Source organism: Pseudomonas sp. HMSC063H08 (genome assembly GCF_001813645.1).
Lineage (GTDB): Bacteria > Pseudomonadota > Gammaproteobacteria > Pseudomonadales > Pseudomonadaceae > Pseudomonas > Pseudomonas aeruginosa.
The window spans coordinates 24925-48391 of record NZ_KV813570.1 but is presented as its reverse complement, the minus strand read 5'-3'; the positions used below and the strand labels follow the sequence as shown (position 1 = coordinate 48391).

The window sequence follows — 23467 nt, the reverse complement described above, 5'->3', positions numbered from 1 at the left end:
ATCCACAACGTTATCAACCAAAAAGTTGCACAGTTCTTCATTGGCAAGGTAGGCGAAGATAGCGCCGCACGGTTTCGTTCCATCGGCCCAGGGTGAAGGAAAGTGAGTTATCGGAGAGGTTGGGGGGCTGAAAGATATGGCCAGTTATGGCCAAAAGCCCTCTATGGAGAGGGCTTTTGGGGTAGGGCCAGCAGGGTTGTTCTGCTGCGGGGAACCGGAGGTGCGGTTCTTCGCCTTTCGGCCAAGGCTCAGTTGATCTGTGCGCCCTTGGCGATCCAGCTGCCGATCAGGTTGCGTTCTTCCTGGGTCATCTGCGTGATGTTGCCCAGCGGCATGATCTGCGAGGCCACGGCCTGGGCCTGGATCTTCGGTGCCAGTTGCTGGATCTGCTGCGGGGTGTCGAGCATGATCCCGCCTGGCGCGGTGCTGAACAGCTGGCTGGTCGGTTTCGCCGAGTGGCAGACGGTGCAGCGCTCCTGGATCACGTGATGGACCTTGTCGAAGTCGGCTCCGCTCGCGGCCCCGGCATTGGACGCCTGGGTCGCGGCAGGCGCGGCTGGTGCGTCGCCGCCGGTCGCCGGTTGTGCCGGTGCCGCCGCCGGGGTGCTGGCCAGCGGTGCGGAAGCCTGCTGGTAGTTCGGCGTGGTGACGAAGGCCAGGGCGATCATGCCCAGCGCGCCGGCGGGCAGTGCCCAGGCGAAGCGGTTGCTTTCGTGGCGGGTATTGAAGTAGTGGCGTACCAGTACCGCGAGCACCGCGATGGCGGCCAGGATCAGCCAGTTGTACTGGCTGCCGTAGGTGCTCGGGAAGTGGTTGCTGATCATGATGAACAGCACCGGCAGGGTGAAGTAGTTGTTGTGCCGGGAGCGCAGCAGGCCCTTGGCCGGCAGCACCGGATCGGGCTCGCGGTTTTCTTCGATGGCTTTCACCAGCGCGCGCTGGGCCGGCATGATCACCCTGAACACGTTGCCGACCATGATGGTGCCGATGATCGCGCCGACGTGCAGGTAGGCGCCGCGGCCGCTGAACACCTGGGTCAGGCCGTAGGCGGCGGCGACCAGCAGGACGAACAGGACCAGGCCGAGCAGGGCAGGGGTCTTGCCCAGCGCCGAATCGCAGAGGATGGTGTAGACGAACCAGCCGCAGACCAGCGAACCGATACCGATGGCGATGGCCGCCGCCGGCGCCAGGTCGCTGCCGGGGGCGATCAGGTAGAGGGTCGGGTTCAGGTAGAACACGATGGTCAGCAACACCACCCCGGACATCCAGGTGGAGTAGGCCTCCCATTTGAACCAGTGCAGGTTCTCCGGCATTTTCGGCGGAGCCAGCTTGTACTTCTCCAGGTGGTAGATGCCGCCACCGTGGATTGCCCAGAGGTCTCCGGACAGGCCTTCACGCGGGTTGCTGCGGTTGAGGTTGTTCTCCAGCCAGACGAAATAGAACGAAGCGCCGATCCACGCGATCCCGACGATCATGTGAATCCAGCGCACCAGCAGGTTCAGCCATTCGATGAGATGTGCTTCCACAGTCTTGTACCTCTTGCCCTGGCCGGCGGACCGGCGGCAGGACCTCTCTTATTGGTTTGATTGGGGGTCGAGGAGGAGCTGTTCGTCCTCGGTGAAGAAATGCTCGTCGCAGTTGTTCCCGGAACCGCTGCGATCGACCACCAGGAAGTCATCCCGCTTTTCGATCGTCAGCACCGGATGGTGCCAGACGCCGCGGTGGTAATTGACGCCCTGCCTTCCGTTGGTCAGGAAGGCGCGGACGAGGCCCGGTACAGGTACATCGCCAAGTGGCGCGACCACGACCAGAAAGGGGTTGCCGAGCAGCGGGATGAAGGCCTGGCTGCCCAGCGGATGGCGTTCCAGCATGCGGATGCGCAACGGCATTTCCAGCTTCTCGGCGCTGAAGATGCTGATGATCGCGTTATCTTCCGGCTGCGCGGTCTCGACCGTGGCCAGCTTGTGATAACGGCGGGTGGAGCCGTTGTTGATCATGAAATAGTCGCTGCCGGCGGTTTCGATCACGTCACCGAACGGGGCGAAGGCTTCCTTGGTCAACGGCTCGATCTTGAGAGTGCGCATACTGATCCTGTCGATTCTGTTTGTTGTATTCCGGACGCACGCGGGGCCCGGGTCTCACGGTAATTGTGGCCTGCCGAACAGGCGCAGGCGGCTGACGCCGCCGTCGGGAAAGATGTTCAGGCGTACATGGGTGATCGGGCCGAGGGCGTTGAGGTGCCGCTCGAACCGATGTTCCTGGTGCATTTCCAGCTTCTGCGCTGGCAGCAGCTCGCGCCAGAAGAGGCTCTGTGCCTCGATCCGGGCCTCGTTTCCGCCTTCCACGAAGGCGGCCTGAATGCTGCAGCTTTCCGGATAGTTGCCCTTGAAGTGCAAGGTATCGACGACCGCCGCCTCGATGCTGCCGGGATGGCCGAGGGCGACGATCACCCAGTCGTGGCCCGGCGTGCGGCGGCGGCCGGTTTCCCAGCCGTCGCCCATGTTGATGGCACGTCCGGGGTTGAGCAGGTTGCCCATGCGTCCGAAATGCTGGTCGGAACAGGCCAGCGCCCGGCCGCCGTTGACCGCTGCGGCCAGGTCGAGCGCCGTTCCCGGCGGCAGGCTGCTCCAGTCGCGGTAGGGCACGCCATAGAGGCGCAGGCGGGCGATACCGCCGTCCGGGTAGATGTTCAGACGCAGGTGGGTCCAGGGACGTTCGTCGTCTATCGGGTGGTAGTGATGGCTATCGCCCTGCAGCCCCACCGCCGGCAGCACTTCGCTCCAGGACGTGCTGTCGTCCGGGTCGCCTTCGGTGCAGAAGCAGCCATCCAGGGAAGCCGCCGGCGGATGGTTGCCGGTGAAGAAGCGGGTGTCGATGTCGACGCCCTTCAGCACGCCCGGCACACCCAGGCGGATCACCGCCTGGTCATGGCCCTCGAAGCGCTTGCGGCGGGTTTCCCAGCCGTCCATCCACTTGCCGCTGTCGTCGAACACGCCTTCCTTCCACACCGGTTCGCCGGCCTGCAGCATGCGGCTGGCCGGGGCGAACCATTCGTCGCTGACGGCGACCACCTGGCTGCCCAGGCGCGCGTCGGCGAGGTCGAGGTAGTGGCGGAAGGGCGCGTGTTCGGCGTTCATGCTCGTCTCCGCAGGCCTCAGAGCTGCTGCAGGCGGAACAGGGCGATCTTGTTGATCTCGGCCAGCGCGGTAGCGAACTCCTCGTCGGCGGAGTGCTGGATGCGTTCCTCGAAGGCCGCCAGGATCTGATGGCGGTTGCTGCCCTTCACCGCCTTGATGAAGGGGAAGCCGAACCTGGCCTTGTAGGCGTCGTTGAGTTCGGTGAAGCGGGCGAACTCCTCGGCGCTGCATTCGTGAATCCCGGCGCCGGCCTGCTCGGAGGTGCTGGAGGCGGTCAGTTCGCCACGGATCGCTGCCTTGCCGGCGAGGTCCGGGTGGGCGTTGATCAGCGCCAGCTGGGCCTCGCGGCTTGCCGACAGGAGAATGTCGGCCATGCGCTGGTGCAGGCCCTCGATATCGTTGAGGCTGTCGTCGATACCCAGGTCATAGGCCTTCTCGGCGACCCAGGGGGAGTGTTCGTAGATGTCGGCGAAGGCTTCGACGAAGGCCTCGCGGGACAGCGAGGCGGGGGTCAGGGTCTGGAAACGGCTCATGCCTCGGTCTCCTGGAAAGGATGCTCACGGTGCCAATGGCGGGCGATGTCTTCGCGGCGGGCGAACCAGACCTTGTCGTGGCTCTGCGCGTACTGGATGAAGCGCTCCAGGGCGGCCATCCGCGCCGGGCGACCGATCAACCGGCAATGCAGGCCGATGGAGAGCATCTTCGGCGCCGTCGCGCCTTCTTCGTAGAGCACGTCGAAGGCGTCCTTCAGGTACTGGAAGAACTGCTCGCCATTGTTGAAGCCCTGCACCTGGGTGAAGCGCATGTCGTTGGTGTCCAGGGTATAGGGAATCACCAGGTGCGGTTTCTCCGCGGTGCTGGCCGGGTCCCAGTAGGGCAGGTCGTCGTCGTAGGTGTCGGAGTCATAGAGGAAGCCGCCTTCCTCCATCACCAGGCGCCGGGTGTTCGGGCCGGTGCGTCCGGTGTACCAGCCCACCGGGCGCTGGCCGGTGAGTTCGGTGAGGATGCGGATGGCTTCGAGCATATGCTCGCGCTCCTGGGCCTCGTCCATGTACTGGTAGTCGATCCAGCGGTAGCCGTGGCTGCAGATTTCATGGCCGTCGGCGACCATCGCCCTGATCACCTCAGGGTTGCGCTGCGCCGCCATGGCCACGGCGAACACGGTGAGCGGCACGTTGCGTCGCTTGAACAGCTTGAGCAGGCGCCAGACCCCGGCGCGGCTGCCGTATTCGTAGAGCGATTCCATGCTCATGTGGCGCACGCCCTGCAAGGGCTGGGCAGCCACCATCTCGGAAAGGAACGCCTCGGACTCCTTGTCGCCATGCAGGACGCAGCGCTCGCCACCTTCTTCGTAATTGAGCACGAAGGACAGGGCGATGCGCGCATCGCCGGGCCAGTGAGGGTGGGGAGGGTTGTTGCCGTATCCGATCAGGTCGCGTGGGTAGTCAGCGCTCACAGCAGTGTTCCTTATTGTGGATGGGGCGGCGGGCCGGACGGGCCGGGGATGCCGTGATGGATTTATTGTATACAAGTTTGCCTGCGGTCTGTAAATACAATCCTGCTTGCCGATCCCTGCCATTCATCCAGCAAAAAACCTGCCCGACTGGTCAGTTAGCGAAGAATGAGGCCCTGCGGGGTGGGGCTTGTGGAAGGAATGCTCGATTTCGGGGCGGCTGCCGCATTTTCGGTTGTGGTGGTGTTTTTTGTATACAATTCATCGAAAGATAACTTATATTGCTTCGCAAGCGGCTCCCTGGCGGGCTGCAAGCGAGCGGCGCCGGGCAGGTCCCGGAGCGATCCCCATCGAACGAAGGCAAGAGGAGGAGTGGTGTCCGCCAGCGGGCGCCCGCAACCCATGGGACGTTTGACCACGCATGTACTGGATTCCGCACACGGCTGCCCCGGCCATGGCATCAAGATCGAGCTGTACCGGGTAGAAGGCCAGCAACTGGAACTGATCGCCACCACCCTGACCAACCACGACGGCCGCTGCGACCAGCCGGTGCTGCAAGGCGAGGACTTCCGTCCCGGGGTCTATCAACTGGTGTTCAACGCCGGCGACTACTATCGCGCCCGCGGCGTGCAATTGCCGGAGCCGGCATTCCTCGACCAGGTGGTGCTGCGTTTCGGCATCGCCTCCACCGACGATCACTACCATGTGCCGCTGCTGATCTCGCCCTACAGCTATTCGACCTATCGCGGCAGCTAGGTGCGTGCCACGAAACATTGACTCCCTGAGTCCTTTTCCCTGGCCCGCCGTCGAGCGGGCCTTTTTTCGTTCGCGGGGAAGGCGCCGAGGGTTGCCGGTTATCCGCCATCTGCGGGGGGCAGGACGATGCGGCGCAAGGTGTGAATGGGCGACGGATGAGGCTGTGCGTCGCGAGCCCTGCGGGGCAACGACAGGTTCGAGGCGGATAGCCGCGTGCGGCCATCCGCCATCCGGGCGGGTCAGAGGAAGATGAACTTGGCGACGAAGATCACGAACAAGGCATAGAGGCTGGCCGAGACTTCGCGGTGCTTGCCGGTGAGGACCTTCATCGCGACGTAGGTGATGAAGCCCAGGGCGATACCGTCGGCCACCGAGAAGGTCAGCGGCATCATGATCACCGTGACGATCGCCGGGATGGTTTCGGTGTGCTCGTCCCAGTCGATGTGCGCCATCCCGCCCATCATCAGCATGGCCACGTAGATCAGCGCGCCGGCGGTGGCGAAGGCGGGGATCATCCCGGCCAGCGGGGCAAAGAACATCGCGGCGACGAACAGCACGCCGACCACCACCGCGGTGAGCCCGGTACGTCCGCCGGCGGCCACGCCCGCGGCGCTCTCCACGTAACTGGTCACCGGCGGGACACCGAGCATGCCGCCGAACACGCTGGAGGCGCTGTCGGCCTTCATCGCCTTCGACAGGTTCTCGATGCGCCCGTCCTCCTTCACCAGGTGCGCGCGCTGGGCGACGCCCATGAGAGTGCCGGCGGTATCGAACATGTGCACGAAGAGGAAGGCCAGGATCACGCTGATCATGGTGACGTTGAACGCGCCGGCGATGTCCATCGCCAGGAAGGTCGGCGCCAGGCTCGGCGGCGCCGAGAACACCCCGCCGTACTGCACCAGGCCGAGGGCCCAGCCGACCAGGGTGACGCTGAGGATGCTGATGAGGATGCCGCCGAACACCCGGCGGTACTCGAGCACGGCGATCATCAGGAAGCACAGTGCCGCCAGCAGCGGGCCGGGCGAGGTGAGGTGGCCGAGCTTGATCAGGGTCGCCGGGCTGGCCACCACGATGCCGGCGGTCTTCAGGCCGATCAGGCCGAGGAACAGGCCGACACCCGCGCCCATGGCGAACCTGAGGCTGCGGGGGATGCTGTTGAGCAGCCATTCGCGGACCCGGGAGAAGGTCAGCAGCATGAACATCACCCCGGAGATGAACACCGCGCCGAGGGCGATCTGCCAGCTGTAGCCCATGGTGCCGACCACGGTGTAGGTGAAGAAGGCGTTCAGCCCCATTCCCGGCGCCAGGCCCACCGGCCAGTTGGCGTACAAGCCCATCAGGAAGCAGCCGAGGGCGGCCGCCAGGCACGTGGCGACGAACGCCGCGCCGTGGTCGATGCCGGCGTCGGCCATGATGTTGGGATTGACGAAGATGATGTAGGCCATGGTGATGAAGGTGGTCAGCCCGGCCGCCAGCTCGGTCCTGACCGTCGTACCATGCTGGCGGAGCTTGAACAGGCGTTCGAGCAGGCCGGTGGCGGGCGGTGTCGCAGCGTAGATCCCTTGTTCTTCTTGTTTGGTGCTTTCCACAGCAGGTACTCCTCATCGCTCTTGTTGTTAGGTCCTGCGGGCCGGTTGGTTACCAGGTCCCTGACGCGGCTCGAAGGTGATGTGAGGGCACGATTTTCTGACCTTTGGGTCAAGAACTCGTGCGAGCGATTATGCCTTTGTATACAAAAAGGTCAAAGAATGTTTGAGGGTGTTTCGCCACATTTTTATCAGCTTTCCGTCACGCGTCCTTCCGGGCGGTGCCGCGCGCTCGGAACGAGGGGCGGAAAGGGGTGGTGCGCCGGATGCCGCTGCTTGTGTACACTATTTCGCTATCAGCCGCCGGCGTGCCTCACCCACGCCCGTGAGCGAGGATCAGCCCAGGCCACAAGCCGGACGCACAAGGTTCGAGACCGATGACCGATCAGTTGCAACACATCAGGAAGCCGCCGCGCACCGGCAAGGCTGCCCGCAGCGGTACCCAGGACGAGATCGTCTACGCCCACATCTTCGACGCCATCCTCGAACAACGCCTGGCCCCCGGCACCAAGCTGAGCGAGGAAGCGCTCGGCGAGATATTCGGCGTCAGCCGCACCATCATTCGCCGCGCCCTCTCGCGCCTGGCCCACGAGCAGGTGGTGCTGTTACGGCCGAACCGCGGCGCGGTGGTCGCCAGCCCGAGCATCGACGAGGCCCGGCAGATCCTTTTCGCCCGCCGCACCGTCGAGCGCGCCATCACCGAACTGGCCACCGACAACGCCACCGCCGAGCGCCTGGCCGAGTTGCGCGAGATGGTGGTGCAGGAACAATCCAGCTTCGCCCGTGGCGACCGGGGCGCCGGCATCCGCCTGTCCGGCGAGTTCCACCTGAAGCTCGCCGAGATGGCGCGCAACGCTCCTCTGGTGAGTTTCCAGCGCAGCCTGGTGTCGCAGACCTCGCTGATCATCGCCCAGTACGAAAGCGGCGGTCGCTCGCACTGCTCGTTCGACGAGCACAACGAGATCCTCGACGCCATCGAGAAAGGCGACAAGGAGCGCGCGGTGACCCTGATGATGCACCACATGGAGCATATCGACAGCAAGCTCAACCTGGAGAGCGACAACGCTTCCGGCGACCTGCACGCGGTGTTCTCGCACCTCCTCGGCGGCAAGAAGAAGCCTCGCCGGGCCAAGGCCGACAGCGACTCGGCGGCCTGATCCGAAGCATGAAAAAGCCCCGCGATGCGGGGCTTTTTCGTTTCCGCCGGGAGTCAGTCGCGGCGATGCACCGAGCGACCGGCGGCGAAGGTTTCCTTCACCGTGCGGTCGTCGCCGAGGATGGTCAGCGCGAACAGCCGTTCGGCCAGGCTGCCGGCCTGGCTCAGGCGGTAGGAGAGCAGCGGGGTGGCGTGGTAGTCGAGGACCACGAAGTCCGCCTCGTTGCCGGTGGCGAAGCTGCCGATCCGGTCGTCCAGCTCCAGCGCGCGGGCGCCGCCGAGGGTGGCGAGATAGAGCGACTTGAACGGATCGAGGCGGGCGCCCTGCAACTGCATGACCTTGTACGCCTCGTTCAGGGACTGCAGCTGGGAGAAGCTGGTGCCGGCGCCGACATCGGTGCCGAGGCCGACCTTGACCTTGTAGCGCTCCAGCTTCGGCAGGTCGAACAGACCGCTGCCGAGGAATAGGTTGGAGGTCGGGCAGAACGCCACTGCCGAGCCAGTCTCCGCCAGGCGCTGGCATTCGCCGTCGCACAGGTGCACGCCATGGGCGAACACCGAGCGCGGCCCGAGCAGGCCGTGGTGGTCGTAGACGTCCAGGTAGCCGCTGCGCTCGGGGAACAGCTCCTTCACCCACTCGATTTCCTTGAGGTTCTCCGACAGGTGGGTGTGCAGGTATACGCCGGGATGCTCGCGCAGCAGCCGCGCCGCCATGTCCAGCTGTTCCGCGGTGCTGGTCGGGGCGAAGCGCGGGGTCACTGCGTAGAGCAGACGGCCCTGGCCGTGCCAGCGCTCGATCAGCGCCTTGCTGTCGCGGTAGCTGCTCTCGGCGGTGTCGGTCAGGTAGTCCGGCGCGTTGCGGTCCATCATCACCTTGCCGGCGATCAGGCGCAGGTCCAGGCGCCGGGCGGCCTCGAACAGCGATTCCACCGATTGCCGGTGCACGCTGCCGAAGACCAGCGCGGTGGTGGTGCCGTTGCGCAGCAGTTCCTGCAGGAAGATCTCGGCGACCTGGTCGGCATGGGCCTGGTCACCGAATTGGCGCTCGGTGGGGAAGGTATAGGTGTTCAGCCAGTCCAGCAGTTGTTCGCCGTAGGAGGCGATCATCCCGGTCTGCGGGAAATGGATGTGGGTATCGATGAAGCCGGGGGTGATCAGCGCGTCGCGGTACTCGAAGACCTCGACCTCGCCGATCTCGCCGAGCAGGGTTTCGGCGTCACCGAGGCGAGCGACCTTGCCGTCCTCCACCAGCAACAGGCCGTCCTCGAAGTATTCGTAGGAGCGTTCGACGCCGACCTCCGCGGGGTCGGCGATGCTGTGCAGGATGGCGGCGCGGTAGGCTTTGGCGTTGCGGGTCATGGCAGTCTCGAAAAAAGGTGCGTGGGAGGTCCGCCGCCTGGCGGCGGACGCGGGGGAGCGGGGGGCCGCTCAGGATTCATGGGCGCGGCGCGACTCCGGGGTCAGCCGGGTGACGCTCGACGGCCCCTGCTTGCGTTCCAGGCCGAAGGCGGCGTTGTAGGTGGCGATCACCTCGCCGGCGATGGAGATGGCGATCTCCGCCGGCAGCTTGCCTTTCACCTGATCCAGGCCCATCGGGCAGCGCATCCGTTGCAAGCGTTCGGCGTCGACGCCACGTTCGCGCAGGCGGTGCTCGAACTTGACACGCTTGGTCTTCGAGCCGATCAGGCCGAAGTAGGCGAAGTCGTTGCGCGCCAGGATCGCCGCGGTAAGCTCCAGGTCCAGCGGGTGGTTGTGGGTCATGACGATGAAGTGGCTGCCGGGCGGCATCCGCTCGACCTCGTCGAGCACTTCGTCGTTCACCACTTTCTCCACGCCGTCGGGCAGGGTCGCGGGAAATTCGTGTTCCCGCGAATCGATCCAGCGCACCCGGCAGGGCAGGCTGGCGAGCAAGGGTACCAGGGCGCGACCGACGTGGCCCGCGCCGAACACGGCGATGTGTGCCTGCGGCTGGCCCATCGGCTCGAACAGCAGCACCGTGGCGCCGCCGCAGCACTGGCCGAGACTGGCGCCCAGGCTGAAGCGCTCCAGACGGGTGTCCTGGGTCCGCGCGGCGAGCATTTCCCGGGCAATGGCCTGGGCCCTGTATTCCAGGTGGCCGCCGCCGATGGTGTCGTAGAGCCGCTCGGCGCTGACCACCATCTTCGAGCCGGCGTTGCGCGGGGTCGAGCCGCGCTCCTCGATGATGGTCACCAGGACGCAAGGTTCGCCGCTACGCTGCAACTCGGCCAGGGCGCTGATCCAGTTCATCTCGTCATCCTCCCGATCGCGGCGGTTCAGGCCGGCTCGACCGCGGCGTCCGCCGCTTGCGCCTGGGCGGTCTTCAACCGGCGCATCTGTTCCACGCCCCAGAGCACCCGCTCGGGCGTCGCCGGCGCGTCGATGGCGGGTTGCGCGCGGTAGTCGGCGAGGCTGGCCACGGCGTCCTTGATCGCGCACCAGACCGAGATGCCGAGCATGAACGGCGGCTCGCCCACGGCCTTGGAATGGAACACGGTCTGCTCCGGATTCTTGCGGTTCTCCAGCAGTTTCACCCGCAGGTCCAGCGGCATGTCGGCGACGGCGGGAATCTTGTAGCTGGCCGGGCCGCTGGTCATCAGCTTGCCCTTGGCGTTCCAGACCAGTTCCTCCATGGTCAGCCAGCCCATGCCCTGGACGAAGCCGCCTTCGACCTGGCCGATGTCGATGGCCGGGTTCAGCGAGTCGCCGACGTCATGCAGGATGTCGGTGCGCAGCATGCGGTATTCGCCGGTGAGGGTATCGACTACCACCTCCGAGCAGGCGGCGCCGTAGGCGAAATAGTAGAAGGGCCGGCCACGGGCCTGCTCGCGGTCGTAGAAGATCTTCGGCGTGCGGTAGAAGCCGGTGCTGGACAACGAGACCTGGCCGAAGTAGGCCTGCTGGATCAGTTCCTCGAACGGCAGGATCAGCTCGCGGATACGCACCTGGTTGTTGCGGAACTCGACGTCTTCCTCGCTGACCTTCCAGTGCCGCGCGGCGAACTCCACCAGGCGCCGCTTGATGGTTTCGGCGGCATTCTGCGCGGCCTTGCCGTTCAGGTCGGTGCCCGAGGAGGCGGCGGTGGGCGAGGTGTTGGGCACCTTGTCGGTATTGGTGGCGGTGATCTGGATGCGCTCCACGTCGACCTGGAAGACCTCGGCGACCACCTGGGCGACCTTGGTGTTGAGGCCCTGGCCCATTTCGGTGCCGCCATGGTTCAGGTGGATGCTGCCGTCGGTATAGATGTGGATCAGCGCACCTGCCTGGTTGAGGAAGGTCGCGGTGAACGAAATGCCGAACTTCACCGGGGTCAGCGCCAGTCCTTTCTTCAGGACCGGGCTGGCGGCATTGAACGCACGGATTTCCTCGCGGCGGCGGGCGTACTCGCTGCTCGCTTCCAGCTCGGCAGTCATCTCCGCCAGCAGGTTGTGCTCGACGGTCTGGTGGTAATGGGTGACGTTGCGTTCGTCCTTGCCGTAGTAGTTGAGCTTGCGCACCTCCAGCGGATCCTTGCCCAGGCTGCGGGCCACGGCGTCCATGATCTCCTCGATGGCGACCATTCCCTGGGGCCCGCCGAAACCGCGGTAGGCGGTGTTCGAGGCGGTGTTGGTCTTGCAACGATGGCCGTTGATGGTGGCGTTGCCGAGGAAGTAGGCGTTGTCCGAGTGGAACATGGCGCGGTCGACGATCGAGCCGGAGAGGTCCGGCGAATAGCCGCAATTGCCGGCCAGGTCGATCTGGATGCCGTGCAGGCGGCCATCGTCGTCGAAGCCGACGTCGTATTCGACGTAGAACGGGTGACGCTTGCCGGTGATCTGCATGTCCTCCATGCGCGGCAGGCGCATCTTCGCCGGACGCCCGGTGTGGTAGGCGACCACCGCGCACAGGCAGGCCGGCGCCGCGGCCTGGGTTTCCTTGCCGCCGAAGCCGCCGCCCATGCGGCGCATGTCGATGACGATGCGGTTGAAGGAAACCCCGAGGACCTCGGCCACCAGCTTCTGCACTTCGGTGGGGTTCTGCGTCGAGCAATAGACGATCATGCCGCCGTCTTCGCTGGGCATTACCGAGGAAATCTGCGTCTCCAGGTAGAAATGCTCCTGGCCGCCGATGTGCAGCGTGCCTTGCAGGCGATGCGGCGCGCCGGCCAGCGCGGCGGCGGAATCGCCGATGCGGTGCTGGTGGCTGTCGAGGACGAAATGGCGCTTGCGCAGGGCCTCGACCACGTCGAGCACCGGTTCCAGGTCTTCGTACTCGACGATCGCCGCCATGGCCGCCTTGCGCGCGGTTTCCAGGCTGTCGGCGGCGACCGCCAGGACCATCTGTCCGACATACTCCACCTTGCCATCGGCCAGCAGCGGGTCGCCGGCCACCACCGGGCCGATGTCCAGCTGGCCGGGAACGTCGGCGGCGGTGAGGGCGATGGCGACGCCGGGGAACTGGTAGCAGGGCGTCACGTCGAGGCGGGTGATGCGGGCGTGGGCGCGCTCGCTCAGGCGCGCATAGACGTGCAACTGGTTGGGAAACTCCAGGCGATCGTCGATGTAGATCGCCTCGCCGCTGACGTGCTTGGGGGCGCTTTCGTGCTTGACGTTGCGGCCGACTCCGGTGGTCAGCTCGGCGCGGAACAGGTCGGCCAGCTCTTCCTGGCTCTTGTGCGGCTTGCGATGGTTAGACATAGGCGGTCACCCGGGTTTCGACGGCGGGAGCGTGCAGCTCCAGGAAGCATTTGCGCAGCAGGTTCTGCGCGGTCAGCAGGCGATATTCCTTGCTCGCGCGGAAGTCGCTGAGCGGGGTGAAGTCGTTCGCCAGGGCGGCGGCGGCGCGTTCGAAGCTGGCGGCTTCCAGGCGCGCGCCTTGCAGCGCCGCTTCGCAGGCGGCGGCGCGCTTGGGAGTCGCCGCCATGCCGCCGAAGGCGACCCTGGCGCGGGCGATCCGGCCATCTTCCAGGTCGAGGCTGATGGCGGCGCAGACCGCGGAAATATCGTCGTCGATGCGCTTGGAGACCTTGTAGGCCTTGAACGCCTGGCCGGGCCGGGCACGCGGGACGAGGATCTTCTCGATGAACTCGCCTTCTTCGCGGGCGGTGACCTTGTAGTCGAGGAAGTACTCCTCCAGCGGCAGCTCGCGGCGCCGTTCGCCGCGGCGCAGGACGATCTTCGCGCCGAGGGCGATCAGCAGCGGCGGGGCGTCGCCGATCGGCGAGGCGTTGCCGATATTGCCGCCGAGGGTGCCCTGGTTGCGGATCTGCAGGGACGCGAAACGCTGCAGCAACTCGCCGAAGTCCGGGTAGTCCGCGGCCAGCGCCTGGTAGCAGTCGGTCAGCGGGGTGGCGGCGCCGATTTCCAGGCAGTTGGCGCCCACTTCGATGCGTTTCATTTCGCGGATGTGGCCGACATAGATCATCACCGGCAGTTCGCGATGGAACTGGGTGACCTCCAGCGCCAGGTCGGTGCCGCCGGCCAGCAGGCGTGCCTGCGGATTGGCGCCGTAGAGGTCGGCCAGGTCGGCGACGGTGAGCGGCAGCAGGCAGCGCCGGTCACCGCTGTTCAGCTCGGCGGTTTCGCGCGGAGCGATGGCGCGCAATTGCTCGATGGTGGCGGCTTCCCGGGCGTCGAACTGGTCTGTGCGCTTGTGGCAGCAGGCCTGCTCGGCGGCGTCGAGGATCGGCCGGTAGCCGGTGCAGCGGCAGAGGTTGCCGGCGAGCGCCTCGTGGGCCTTGGCCGGATCGGCGCCGGCGCTGTTCTTCTGCAGGGCGAACAGCGACATGACGAAGCCCGGCGTGCAGAACCCGCACTGCGAGCCATGGCAGTCGACCATCGCCTGCTGCACGTCGTGCAGGCGGTCCTGGTGCTTGAGGTCCTCGACGGTGATCAATTGCTTGCCGTGAAGGGCGGAAACGAAGGTCAGGCAGGAGTTCAGGCTGCGATAGCGGATGCGTTCGGCACCATCCTCGCCGGTGACCAGTTCGCCGACCACCACGGTGCAGGCGCCGCAATCGCCGGAGGCGCAGCCTTCCTTGGTGCCGGTCTTGCCGAGGTGCCGGCGTAGGTAGTCGAGGACGGTGAGGTTGGGGTCCAGGCGTTCTTCGACGCGGATCTCCCGATTGAGCAGGAACCTGATCAAGGCGTGCCTCCAGGCGGTTCTTGTTATTGAATTCTAGGCCTTGCAGGAGAACCGGCCGGAGTGGGGCGGTTTCCGCACAGGGCTCCACGGTAGGAGCTATGGAGGCGAATCTAGAAAAAACTGACTTTTGAGTCAAATAATTTTTTGACCTGTAGGTCAGTCAGTTTGCCCATAAACGAAAACGGCACCCGAAGGTGCCGTTTCCCAAGGGCGGGACGCTCAGATGCGCTGGGTGTCGGTAAGCTGGTATTCCTCGCCGGCATAGTAGGCGCGCACCTTCGGGTCCATCACCGCGCGCCAGAGCGGTGGGAACAGGGCGAGGACGATCATCCCGGCGTAGCCGTTGGGCAGTTGCGGGCTGCTGTCGTAGTGGCGCAGCACCTGGTAGCGGCGCTTGGCGTAGGCATGGTGGTCGGAATGGCGCTGCAGGTGGAAAAGGAACAGGTTGGTCAGGAGGAAATTGCTGTTCCACGAGTGTTCCGGCGTGGTGCGTTCGTAGCGGCCGTTGTCCAGACGCCGCCGATGCAGGCCGTAGTGCTCGACGTAGTTGACGATCTCCAGCAGGGTGAAGGCCATCACCGACTGGCCGAGGAAGAAGATCGCTCCCAGCCAGCCGAAGGCCAGGCTGAAGCCGAGCAGGAAGAGGGCGCTGATGGCGTACCACCAGATCAGCTCGTTGCGCCAGTGCAGGGCCGGCAGGCCCTTGCGCTTCAGGCGCTCGGCCTCCAGGCGCCAGGCGTTGAGGAAGTTGTGCTTGTAGGCGTGCGGGAGGAACGAGTAGAGGCTCTGGCCGTAGCGCGAGGACGAGGCATCTTCCGGGGTCGAGACGTGTACATGGTGGCCGCGCACGTGTTCGACCTTGAAGCCGGCATAGCACACCGCTGCCAGCAGCAGGCCGCCGGCGTTCTGTTCCAGTTGCGGGTCCTTGTGGATCAGTTCGTGGGAGACGGTGATGCCGATGGCGCCCATCACGGTGCCCACCGACAGGATCCAGCCCAGTTGGCCGACCCAGTCCCAGCGGGTCTCGTGGGCGAGGATCCAGCCGGACCAGACGAGCATGCCCAGCAACAGCGGGACGGTGGCCAGGGACAGTACGCGGTAGTAGCCCTGTGCTTCCATCTCCGGCACTTCGCTGGCTTCCTCGGGGTTGGCCGGGTCGCGGCCGACGATGGCATCGAGGATCGGGATCAGCCCGAACACCACGCTGATCACCAGCCAGGGCCAGGCGTTGGGATAGTCGCTACCGAGCGACCACCAGTAGCTGAGCGGGATGCCGAGCACCGCGATCAGCCAGATCCAGTAGCCGTACTTTTTCAGACGCAGCATCCAGGCAGAGGAAAGCGAGGCAAACATGGGAAGTCCTCGTATTTATCTTGTTAGATTGTCTGACAATTGTCCTCCCTTGGCCGGCCTGCCCCATCCCAACCTTCGTTCTGTCCGCCGCTTCGCCGGGAAGCCGGCGGGGTAACGCCCTGTGTTACACTACCCATCCATATACCCCCGGAAAACGCGCCCCTGGATAAAAGGATCACCATGACGTTCAAGGCCCCGGACAGCCTGGCAGAGCAGATCGCCCACCACCTCGCGGAACGCATCATCCGGGGAGAACTCAAGGAACGGGAACGTATCCAGGAGCAGAAGGTCACCCAGACCCTCAACGTCAGTCGCGGCTCGGTCCGCGAGGCGCTGCTGATTCTCGAACGCCGCCACCTGGTGAACATCCTGCCGCGCCGCGGCGCCCAGGTGTCCGAACTGTCCCCGCAACATGTGGAAAGCCTCTACGCGCTGATCGTGCAGCTCTACATCCTGCTGGCGGAAAGCGTCGCCCGGCGCTGGCGCAGCGAAGCCGAGCTGGCACCGTTCCTGGCCATCCAGCAGCGCCTGCTGAACAACCTGGCGCAAAGCGATATCGACGGCTTCGTCGAGGCCAGTTTCGACATCATGCGCGCGGCCTTTCCTTTCGCGAACAATCCCTACCTGCAGGAGACCGTCGAAAACCTGCTGCCAGCGGTGAGTCGCGCCTACCACCTGGCGCTGGAGCGGCGCAAGGCGGAAATGAACCAGTTCCTCGGCAGTTTCGCCCAGCTCCTGCAAGCGGTGATCGCCCGTGACGAGGCGAGGATCCGCGAGGTCCTGCTGGAATACGGCCGCCACAACTGCCAGCTGGTGCTGGCCGCGCTCGCCGAACGCTGATGGCGACCCTGGCGGGAGCGCACGCATGCGCCTGAAGAGCATCAAGCTGGCGGGGTTCAAGTCCTTCGTCGATCCGACCACGGTGAACTTCCCCAGCAACATGGCGGCAGTGGTAGGGCCGAACGGCTGCGGCAAGTCGAACATCATCGACGCGGTGCGCTGGGTGATGGGCGAAAGCTCGGCGAAGAACCTGCGCGGCGAGTCGATGACCGATGTCATCTTCAACGGCTCGAATACCCGCAAGCCGGTGAGCCAGGCGAGCATCGAGCTGATCTTCGACAACGCCGAGACCACCCTGGTGGGCGAATACGCCCAGTACGCCGAGATATCCATTCGCCGACGGGTCTCGCGGGATGGGCAGAACACCTATTTCCTCAACGGCACCAAGTGCCGGCGGCGCGACATTACCGACATCTTCCTCGGCACCGGCCTGGGGCCGCGCAGCTACTCGATCATCGAACAGGGCATGATCTCCAAGCTGATCGAGGCGCGTCCGGAAGACCTGCGCAACTTCATCGAGGAAGCCGCGGGTATTTCCAAGTACAAGGAGCGCCGCCGCGAAACCGAAAGCCGCATCCGTCGGACCCAGGAAAACCTGGCACGCCTCACCGACCTGCGCGAAGAGCTGGGGCGGCAACTGGAACGCCTGCACCGGCAGGCCCAGTCGGCGGAAAAATACCAGGAACACAAGGCCGAGGAGCGCCAGCTCAAGGCCCAGCTGGGTGCCGTGCGCTGGCGCGACCTGAACGAGCAGGTCGGTCAGCGCGAGCGGGTCATCGGCGACCAGGAGATCGCCTTCGAGGCCCTGGTGGCCGAGCAGCGTGGTGCCGATGCCGGCATCGAACGGCTGCGCGACGGCCATCACGAGTTGTCCGAACGCTTCAACCAGGTGCAGGCGCGCTTCTATTCGGTCGGCGGCGACATCGCCCGGGTCGAGCAGAGCATCCAGCATGGCCAGCAGCGCCAGCGCCAGTTGCAGGACGACTTGCGCGAAGCCGAACGGACCCGCCAGGAAACCGAATCGCACCTCGGGCACGACCGTACCTTGCTCGCGACCCTGGCCGAGGAAATGGCCATGCTCGCACCGGAACAGGAACTCAGCGCGGCCGCCGCGGAAGAAGCGGGCATCGCCCTGGAACAGGCCGAGCAGGGCATGCAGGCCTGGCAGCAGCAGTGGGATGCCTTCAACCAGCAGAGCGCCGAACCCCGCCGCCAGGCCGAGGTGCAGCAGTCGCGCATCCAGCACCTGGAGCAGAGCCTGGAGCGCCTGCAGGATCGCGAGCGGCGCCTGCAGGAGGAGCGTGGCCAGTTGGCGGCCGACCCCGAGGACGCGGCGATCCTCGAACTCAACGAACAGGTGGCGATCGCCGAACTGGCCCTGGAAGAACTGCAATTGCAGGAGCAGGGCCAAGCCGAGCGACTCGAACAATTGCGCCAGGAATTGCAGCAGCTGGCCGCCGAACAGCACCAGGCGCAGGGCGAGTTGCAGCGCCTGAACGGGCGCATCGCTTCGCTGGAGGCCCTGCAGCAGGCCGCTCTCGACCCCGGACAGGGCGCCTTGGAGTGGTTGCGCGAGCAGGGCCTGGAACAACGTCCGCGCCTCGCCGAAGGCTTGCGTGTCGAGCCGGGTTGGGAGCTGGCGGTGGAGACCGTGCTCGGCGCGGATCTGCAGGCGGTCTTGCTGGACGGCTTCGACGGGCTCGCCCTGGCCGGCTTCGGCAAGGGCGAGCTGCGCCTGCTCAGCCCCGCTCGCGGAGCCGCGACGGCGGCCGGTTCGCTGCTGGACAAGGTCCGCGCCGACGCCGACCTGAGTCCCTGGTTGGCCCGGGTGAAACCGGTGGAGACCCTGGAACAGGCGCTCGCCCAGCGCGGCGCCCTGGACGACGGCGAGAGCCTGATCAGTCGCGATGGCTACTGGGTCGGCCGGCACTTCCTGCGGGTCCGGCGCAGCGACGAGGCCCAAGGCGGCATGCTCGCCCGCGCCCAGGAACTGGAGGCGTTGCAGGAACGGCGCGAGGTCCTGGAAACCCGCGTCGCCGAGGGCGAGGAGCGTCTGGCTGCGGCCCGCGACGAGCAGCGCGAGCTGGAAGGCGCGCGCGAGCAGGTGCGGCGCCAGGTCCAGGAGGAGGGGCGCCGGCACGGCGAGCTGAAGGCGCAGTTGTCCGCGCAGCAGGCCAAGGTCGAGCAACTGGTACTGCGTCGCCGCCGTCTCGACGAAGAAGTGGCGGAACTGGCCGAGCAGCGCGCGCTGGAACAGGAGCAACTGAGCGAGGCGCGCCTGACCCTGCAGGAAGCGCTGGATAGCATGGCGCTGGACACCGAGCGCCGGGAAACCCTGCTGGCGGAGCGTGACGCCCTGCGCGAACGGCTCGACCGGATTCGCCAGGATGCCCGTACCCACAAGGACCATGCGCACCAACTGGCGGTGCGGGTCGGCTCGCTGAGGGCGCAGCACAATTCCACCCAGCAGGCTCTGGAGCGCCTCGACCAGCAGTCGGCGCGCCTCAACGAGCGTTGCGAACAGCTCAACCTCAATCTGGAGGAGGGTGCGGCGCCGCTGGAAGAGCTGCGCATGAAGCTCGAGGAGTTGCTGGAGCGACGGATGGCCGTCGAGGACGAACTCAAGCAGGCGCGGCTGGCCCTGGAAGACGCCGATCGCGAACTGCGCGAGGTGGAGAAGCGCCGCGGCCAGGCCGAGCAGCAATCGCAACTGCTGCGTGGCCAGCTGGAGCAGCAGCGCCTGGAGTGGCAGGGGCTGGTGGTGCGGCGCAAGGCCTTGCAGGAGCAGCTCGCCGAAGACGGCTACGACCTGCACACGGTACTGGCCAACCTGCCCCTGGATGCCAGCGAACGCGAATGGGAGGAGCGTCTCGAGAGTCTCGCGGCGCGCATCCAGCGTCTGGGGCCGATCAACCTGGCGGCGATCGAGGAGTACCAGCAGCAGTCCGAGCGCAAGCGCTACCTGGACTCGCAGAACGACGACCTGGCCGAAGCGCTGGAGACGCTGGAAAACGTCATCCGCAAGATCGACCGGGAAACCCGCAATCGTTTCAAGGAAACCTTCGACCAGATCAATGCTGGCCTTCAGGCATTGTTCCCGAAGGTATTCGGCGGCGGTACGGCATATCTGGAACTTACCGGCGAAGATCTACTCGATACCGGTGTGGCGATCATGGCGCGCCCGCCGGGCAAGAAGAACAGCACCATCCACTTGTTGTCCGGCGGGGAAAAGGCGCTGACCGCGCTGGCGCTGGTATTCGCCATCTTCCAGTTGAACCCGGCGCCGTTCTGCATGCTCGACGAAGTCGATGCGCCATTGGACGATGCCAACGTCGGACGTTATGCGCGATTGGTGAAGGAGATGTCGGAAAAGGTGCAGTTCATCTATATCACCCACAACAAGATCGCCATGGAAATGGCCGATCAGTTGATGGGCGTGACCATGCATGAGCCGGGCTGTTCACGGCTTGTTGCAGTTGACGTGGAAGAGGCGGTCGCATTGGCTGAAGCCTGAGTGTCAGGCAGTGTAAACTTGTGCATGGGCATGTTAGTTTAATGGCCACTTTTTGTATCGCGTGGGAAAGTTCTGTCAGAACAAGGTTGGCTCCACGTTTCAAGGGACAGGACGTCCTTTTTTCATTTTTTATTCACCATTTTCACTAGGGGCTACGGAATTACATGGATATCGGTCTGCGCGAATGGCTTATCGTTATCGGGCTTATCGTGATCGCCGGCATTCTCTTCGACGGTTGGCGGCGGATGCGGGGCGGCAAGGGCAAGTTGAAGTTCAAGCTCGACCGCAGTTTCGCCAATCTGCCGGACGACGACGGCGACTCGGCTGAACTGCTGGGGCCGGCGCGCGTGGTCGAGCATCGCGAGCCATCCTTCGACGAACAGGACCTGCCCAGCGTCAGCGCCCGCGAAGCCAAGGAGCGCAAGGGCGGCAAGCGCCAGGAAGAGCCGCGCCAGGGCGATCTGGACCTCGACGAGGGGCTGGCCCTGGAGGCGGACCCGAGCGATGCCGCCGAGCCGGTGGAGCCACGCAAGGGCAAGTCGAAGGGGCGCAAGGAGAAAGAGCGGGAGAAAGCCCCTGCGGTCGCTGCCGAACCTGCTCCGGTCGACGAGGTGCTGATCATCAACGTCATCGCCCGCGACGAAAGCGGCTTCAAGGGGCCGGCCTTGCTGCAGAACATCCTCGAGAGCGGCCTGCGCTTCGGCGACATGGACATCTTCCATCGCCACGAAAGCATGGCCGGCAATGGCGAGATCCTGTTCTCCATGGCCAATGCGGTGAAACCGGGCACTTTCGACCTGGACGACATCGACAACTTCAGCACCCGCGCCGTGAGCTTCTTCCTCGGCCTGCCGGGGCCGCGCCATCCGAAGCAGGCCTTCGACGTGATGGTCGCCGCCGCGCGCAAGCTGGCCCACGAGCTGAACGGCGAGCTGAAGGACGAGCAGCGCAGCGTGCTGACCGCCCAGACCATCGAGCACTACCGCCAGCGCATCATCGACCATGAGCGCCGCAGCTTGATGCAGAAGCGCTGATCCGGCCACAGCCCCTTTCTTCGTGCGGGAGAGGGGGCGAACTACTCTATAGAGCAGCCGAGGCTGCTCTTTTCGTTTCACGGACTCCCACCATGACCGACACCCAGGCTGCCGCCGAACGCATCGCGCAACTGCGAACCGAACTGGACACCCACAACTACCGTTACTACGTGCTCGACGAACCGAGCATTCCCGACGCCGAATACGATCGCCTGTTCCGCGAGTTGCAGGCGCTGGAGACCGAGTACCCGCAACTGCTGACGCCCGACTCGCCGACCCAGCGGGTCAGCGGCACGCCGGCCTCGGCGTTCGGCGAAGTGCGCCATGAGATCCCCATGCTCAGCCTCGGCAACGCTTTCGAGGAGCAGGACCTGCTGGACTTCGACCGCCGCGTACGCGAAGGACTGGCCGACCTGTTGCCTGGCGGCGACCTGCTCGGCGGTGGCGCGGAGGTCGAGTACAGTTGCGAGCCGAAGCTGGACGGCCTGGCCGTCAGCCTGCTCTACGAACGCGGCCAACTGGTGCGCGGCGCCACCCGCGGCGATGGCAGCACCGGCGAGGACATCACCAGCAACGTACGCACCATTCGCAACGTACCGCTGAAGCTGCACGGCGAAGGCTGGCCGGAGATCCTCGAAGTGCGCGGCGAGGTGTTCATGTCCAAGGCCGGTTTCGAGGCGCTCAACGCCAAGGCCGTGGAAACCGGCGGCAAGACCTTCGCCAACCCGCGCAACGCGGCGGCCGGCAGCCTGCGCCAGCTGGATTCGAAGATCACCGCCAGTCGCCCGCTGGAGTTCTGTGCCTACGGCTTCGGCCAGGTCAGCGGGACGCTGCCGGACACCCAGGTGGGCATCCTCGAGGCGTTCCGCGGCTGGGGTATCCCCATCAGTCGCGAGCTGCGCCTGGTCAAGGGCGCCCAGGCCTGCCGCGACTACTACGACGACATCGGTCGCCGACGCGATGCGCTGGCCTACGAGATCGACGGCGTGGTGTTCAAGGTCAACCGCATCGCCTTCCAGCGCGAACTGGGCTTCCGCGCGCGCGAGCCGCGTTGGGCGATCGCCCACAAGTTCCCCGCGCGCGAGGAGCTGACCGAGCTGCTGGGTGTCGAGTTCCAGGTCGGCCGCACCGGCGCCGTGACCCCGGTGGCACGCCTCAAGCCGGTGCAGGTGGCCGGCGTCACGGTGTCCAATGCGACCCTGCACAACATGGATGAAGTCGCCCGCCTGGGCCTGCGCATCGGCGATACGGTGGTGATCCGCCGTGCTGGCGATGTGATTCCGCAGGTCATGCAGGTGGTGCTCGAGCGCCGCCCGGCGGATGCGCAGGCTATCGAGGTGCCCGAGCATTGCCCGGTCTGCGGCTCGGCCGTGGAGCGGACCCAGTTGGTCAAGCGCAGCAAGGGCAAGGAGTCGATCAGCGAGGGCGCCATCTATCGCTGCGTCGGCCGCCTCTCCTGTCAGGCGCAGTTGAAGCAGGCGATCATCCATTTCGTATCGCGCCGGGCAATGGACATCGACGGTCTTGGCGACAAGATCGTCGAGCAACTGGTGGATCGCGGGCTGGTCGCCTCGCCGGCGGATCTCTATACCCTGACCTATGAACAGGTGTTCGAGCTGGAAGGGTTCGCCGAGCTGTCCACCAACAACCTGCTGGCGGCCATCGCCGATAGCCGCAAGCCTTCGCTGGCGCGCTTCATCTTCGCTCTGGGGATTCCCGACGTCGGCGAGGAAACCGCCAAGCTGCTGGCGCGTTCGCTGGGTTCGCTCGAGCGGATCGGCAAGGCGCTCCCGGAAGTGTTGACCTACCTGCCGGACGTCGGCGCCGAGGTAGCCTACGAGATCCACAACTTCTTCGCCGACGAGCACAACCGCCAGGTGATCGCCCAGTTGCGCGATGCCGAACATGGCGTGCAGTTGCAGGAAGAGGGCGAGGTCGCCGCGGAGTTCGCCGCCTGTGCCTCGCTGGCCGGTTTCATCGACAAGCTGAACATTCCCTTCATCGCCGCCACCGGCGCGGAAAAGCTGGCCAGCCGCTTCGGTTCGCTCGACGGCATCATCCGTGCCGACTGGCTCGATCTGCGCCAGGTGGAGCGTCTGCCCGAGCGAGCGGCGAAAAGCCTGCGCGATTTCTTCGACGAGCCGGCCAACGTGCAGCGTGCCCTGGCCATCGAGGCGCAGTTGCGTGAGTTCGGTATGCATTGGCAGAGCGAGCGCAAGGCGGTCGAAGGCCTGCCTCTGGCCGGGCAGACCTGGGTGCTGACCGGCACCTTGGAGGCGATGAGCCGGGACGTGGCCAAGGACAAGCTGGAAGGGCTCGGCGCCAAGGTGGCCGGCTCGGTGTCGGCCAAGACCCACTGCGTGGTCGCCGGGCCCGGCGCCGGCTCGAAGCTGACCAAGGCCAACGAGCTGGGCGTGAAGGTGCTCGACGAAGACGGCCTGCTGAAACTGTTCGACGAGCACGGCGTCGCCCGCTGAAGCGGCGGCGCTGCTGCGAA

At 65.6% G+C, this 23467-nt stretch carries 17 protein-coding genes; 6 read left to right on the top strand and 11 right to left on the bottom strand.

Features of this window, described 5'->3' with window-relative positions; all coding sequences use genetic code 11:
* Positions 1-248: 248 nt before the first annotated feature.
* From HMPREF2924_RS26685 to puuE, 5 genes are read right to left on the bottom strand one after another with little or no spacing between them, the layout of a single operon-like run.
* Positions 249-1526, bottom strand: coding sequence for a urate hydroxylase PuuD (locus tag HMPREF2924_RS26685; RefSeq protein ID WP_003083321.1), 1278 nt, complete (start codon positions 1524-1526; stop codon positions 249-251).
* Between the two features lie 48 nt (positions 1527-1574).
* The gene (locus tag HMPREF2924_RS26680) at positions 1575-2084 is read right to left on the bottom strand and encodes an ureidoglycolate lyase (RefSeq protein ID WP_003083329.1); all 510 of its coding nucleotides are present in this window, start codon (positions 2082-2084) and stop codon (positions 1575-1577) included.
* Between the two features lie 54 nt (positions 2085-2138).
* Positions 2139-3137 carry an allantoicase gene (gene alc / locus HMPREF2924_RS26675; protein WP_003087203.1) on the bottom strand — a complete coding sequence of 333 codons (999 nt, stop codon included), beginning with the start codon at positions 3135-3137 and terminating at the stop codon, positions 2139-2141.
* A 17-nt stretch (positions 3138-3154) separates the two neighbouring features.
* Positions 3155-3670, bottom strand: a complete 516-nt coding sequence (uraD, locus tag HMPREF2924_RS26670) for a 2-oxo-4-hydroxy-4-carboxy-5-ureidoimidazoline decarboxylase (RefSeq protein ID WP_003087205.1) — start codon at positions 3668-3670, stop codon at positions 3155-3157.
* Positions 3667-4593, bottom strand: a complete 927-nt coding sequence (gene puuE / locus HMPREF2924_RS26665) for an allantoinase PuuE (protein WP_003083336.1) — start codon at positions 4591-4593, stop codon at positions 3667-3669. Before puuE ends, uraD begins: the two co-directional genes overlap by 4 nt.
* Before the next feature lie 372 nt (positions 4594-4965).
* Between puuE and uraH the strand changes: the two genes are divergently transcribed.
* Positions 4966-5346, top strand: coding sequence for a hydroxyisourate hydrolase (gene uraH / locus HMPREF2924_RS26660; RefSeq protein WP_003133029.1), 381 nt, complete (start codon positions 4966-4968; stop codon positions 5344-5346).
* Positions 5347-5585: 239 nt separating this feature from the next.
* On the opposite strand, the gene HMPREF2924_RS26655 is transcribed toward uraH, so the two are convergent.
* A complete protein-coding gene (locus HMPREF2924_RS26655) occupies positions 5586-6935 on the bottom strand; it encodes an NCS2 family permease (protein WP_003087209.1) in 1350 nt (449 codons plus the stop codon).
* A gap of 374 nt (positions 6936-7309) precedes the next feature.
* Between HMPREF2924_RS26655 and HMPREF2924_RS26650 the strand changes: the two genes are divergently transcribed.
* Positions 7310-8089 carry a GntR family transcriptional regulator gene (locus HMPREF2924_RS26650; RefSeq protein ID WP_003083340.1) on the top strand — a complete coding sequence of 260 codons (780 nt, stop codon included), beginning with the start codon at positions 7310-7312 and terminating at the stop codon, positions 8087-8089.
* A gap of 53 nt (positions 8090-8142) precedes the next feature.
* Here the strand turns inward: HMPREF2924_RS26650 and guaD are convergent, their stop codons facing one another.
* The 5 genes from guaD to alkB2 all read right to left on the bottom strand — a co-directional run bounded on the left by guaD (position 8143) and on the right by alkB2 (position 15582).
* Positions 8143-9447 carry a guanine deaminase gene (gene guaD, locus HMPREF2924_RS26645; RefSeq protein ID WP_003083342.1) on the bottom strand — a complete coding sequence of 435 codons (1305 nt, stop codon included), beginning with the start codon at positions 9445-9447 and terminating at the stop codon, positions 8143-8145.
* Positions 9448-9516: 69 nt separating this feature from the next.
* Complete coding sequence (xdhC, locus tag HMPREF2924_RS26640) at positions 9517-10356, bottom strand: xanthine dehydrogenase accessory protein XdhC (RefSeq protein WP_003117774.1); 840 nt, start codon at positions 10354-10356, stop codon at positions 9517-9519.
* Between the two features lie 26 nt (positions 10357-10382).
* Positions 10383-12782, bottom strand: coding sequence for a xanthine dehydrogenase molybdopterin binding subunit (gene xdhB, locus HMPREF2924_RS26635; RefSeq protein ID WP_003133024.1), 2400 nt, complete (start codon positions 12780-12782; stop codon positions 10383-10385).
* Positions 12775-14229 carry a xanthine dehydrogenase small subunit gene (gene xdhA / locus HMPREF2924_RS26630; protein ID WP_003133023.1) on the bottom strand — a complete coding sequence of 485 codons (1455 nt, stop codon included), beginning with the start codon at positions 14227-14229 and terminating at the stop codon, positions 12775-12777. Before xdhA ends, xdhB begins: the two co-directional genes overlap by 8 nt.
* A gap of 219 nt (positions 14230-14448) precedes the next feature.
* Complete coding sequence (alkB2, locus tag HMPREF2924_RS26625) at positions 14449-15582, bottom strand: alkane 1-monooxygenase AlkB2 (protein WP_003083349.1); 1134 nt, start codon at positions 15580-15582, stop codon at positions 14449-14451.
* Between the two features lie 180 nt (positions 15583-15762).
* Between alkB2 and HMPREF2924_RS26620 the strand changes: the two genes are divergently transcribed.
* From HMPREF2924_RS26620 to ligA, 4 genes are all read left to right on the top strand, one after another.
* Positions 15763-16422, top strand: coding sequence for a GntR family transcriptional regulator (locus HMPREF2924_RS26620; RefSeq protein ID WP_003087224.1), 660 nt, complete (start codon positions 15763-15765; stop codon positions 16420-16422).
* A 25-nt stretch (positions 16423-16447) separates the two neighbouring features.
* Positions 16448-19936, top strand: a complete 3489-nt coding sequence (gene smc / locus HMPREF2924_RS26615; RefSeq protein ID WP_003133020.1) for a chromosome segregation protein SMC — start codon at positions 16448-16450, stop codon at positions 19934-19936.
* Positions 19937-20100: 164 nt separating this feature from the next.
* Positions 20101-20970: a cell division protein ZipA gene (gene zipA / locus HMPREF2924_RS26610; RefSeq protein WP_003087228.1), complete on the top strand. Its 870-nt coding sequence runs from the start codon at positions 20101-20103 to the stop codon at positions 20968-20970.
* A 92-nt stretch (positions 20971-21062) separates the two neighbouring features.
* On the top strand, positions 21063-23447 hold the full coding sequence (ligA, locus tag HMPREF2924_RS26605) for an NAD-dependent DNA ligase LigA (RefSeq protein ID WP_003133018.1): 2385 nt from the start codon (positions 21063-21065) through the stop codon (positions 23445-23447).
* Positions 23448-23467 lie beyond the last annotated feature (20 nt).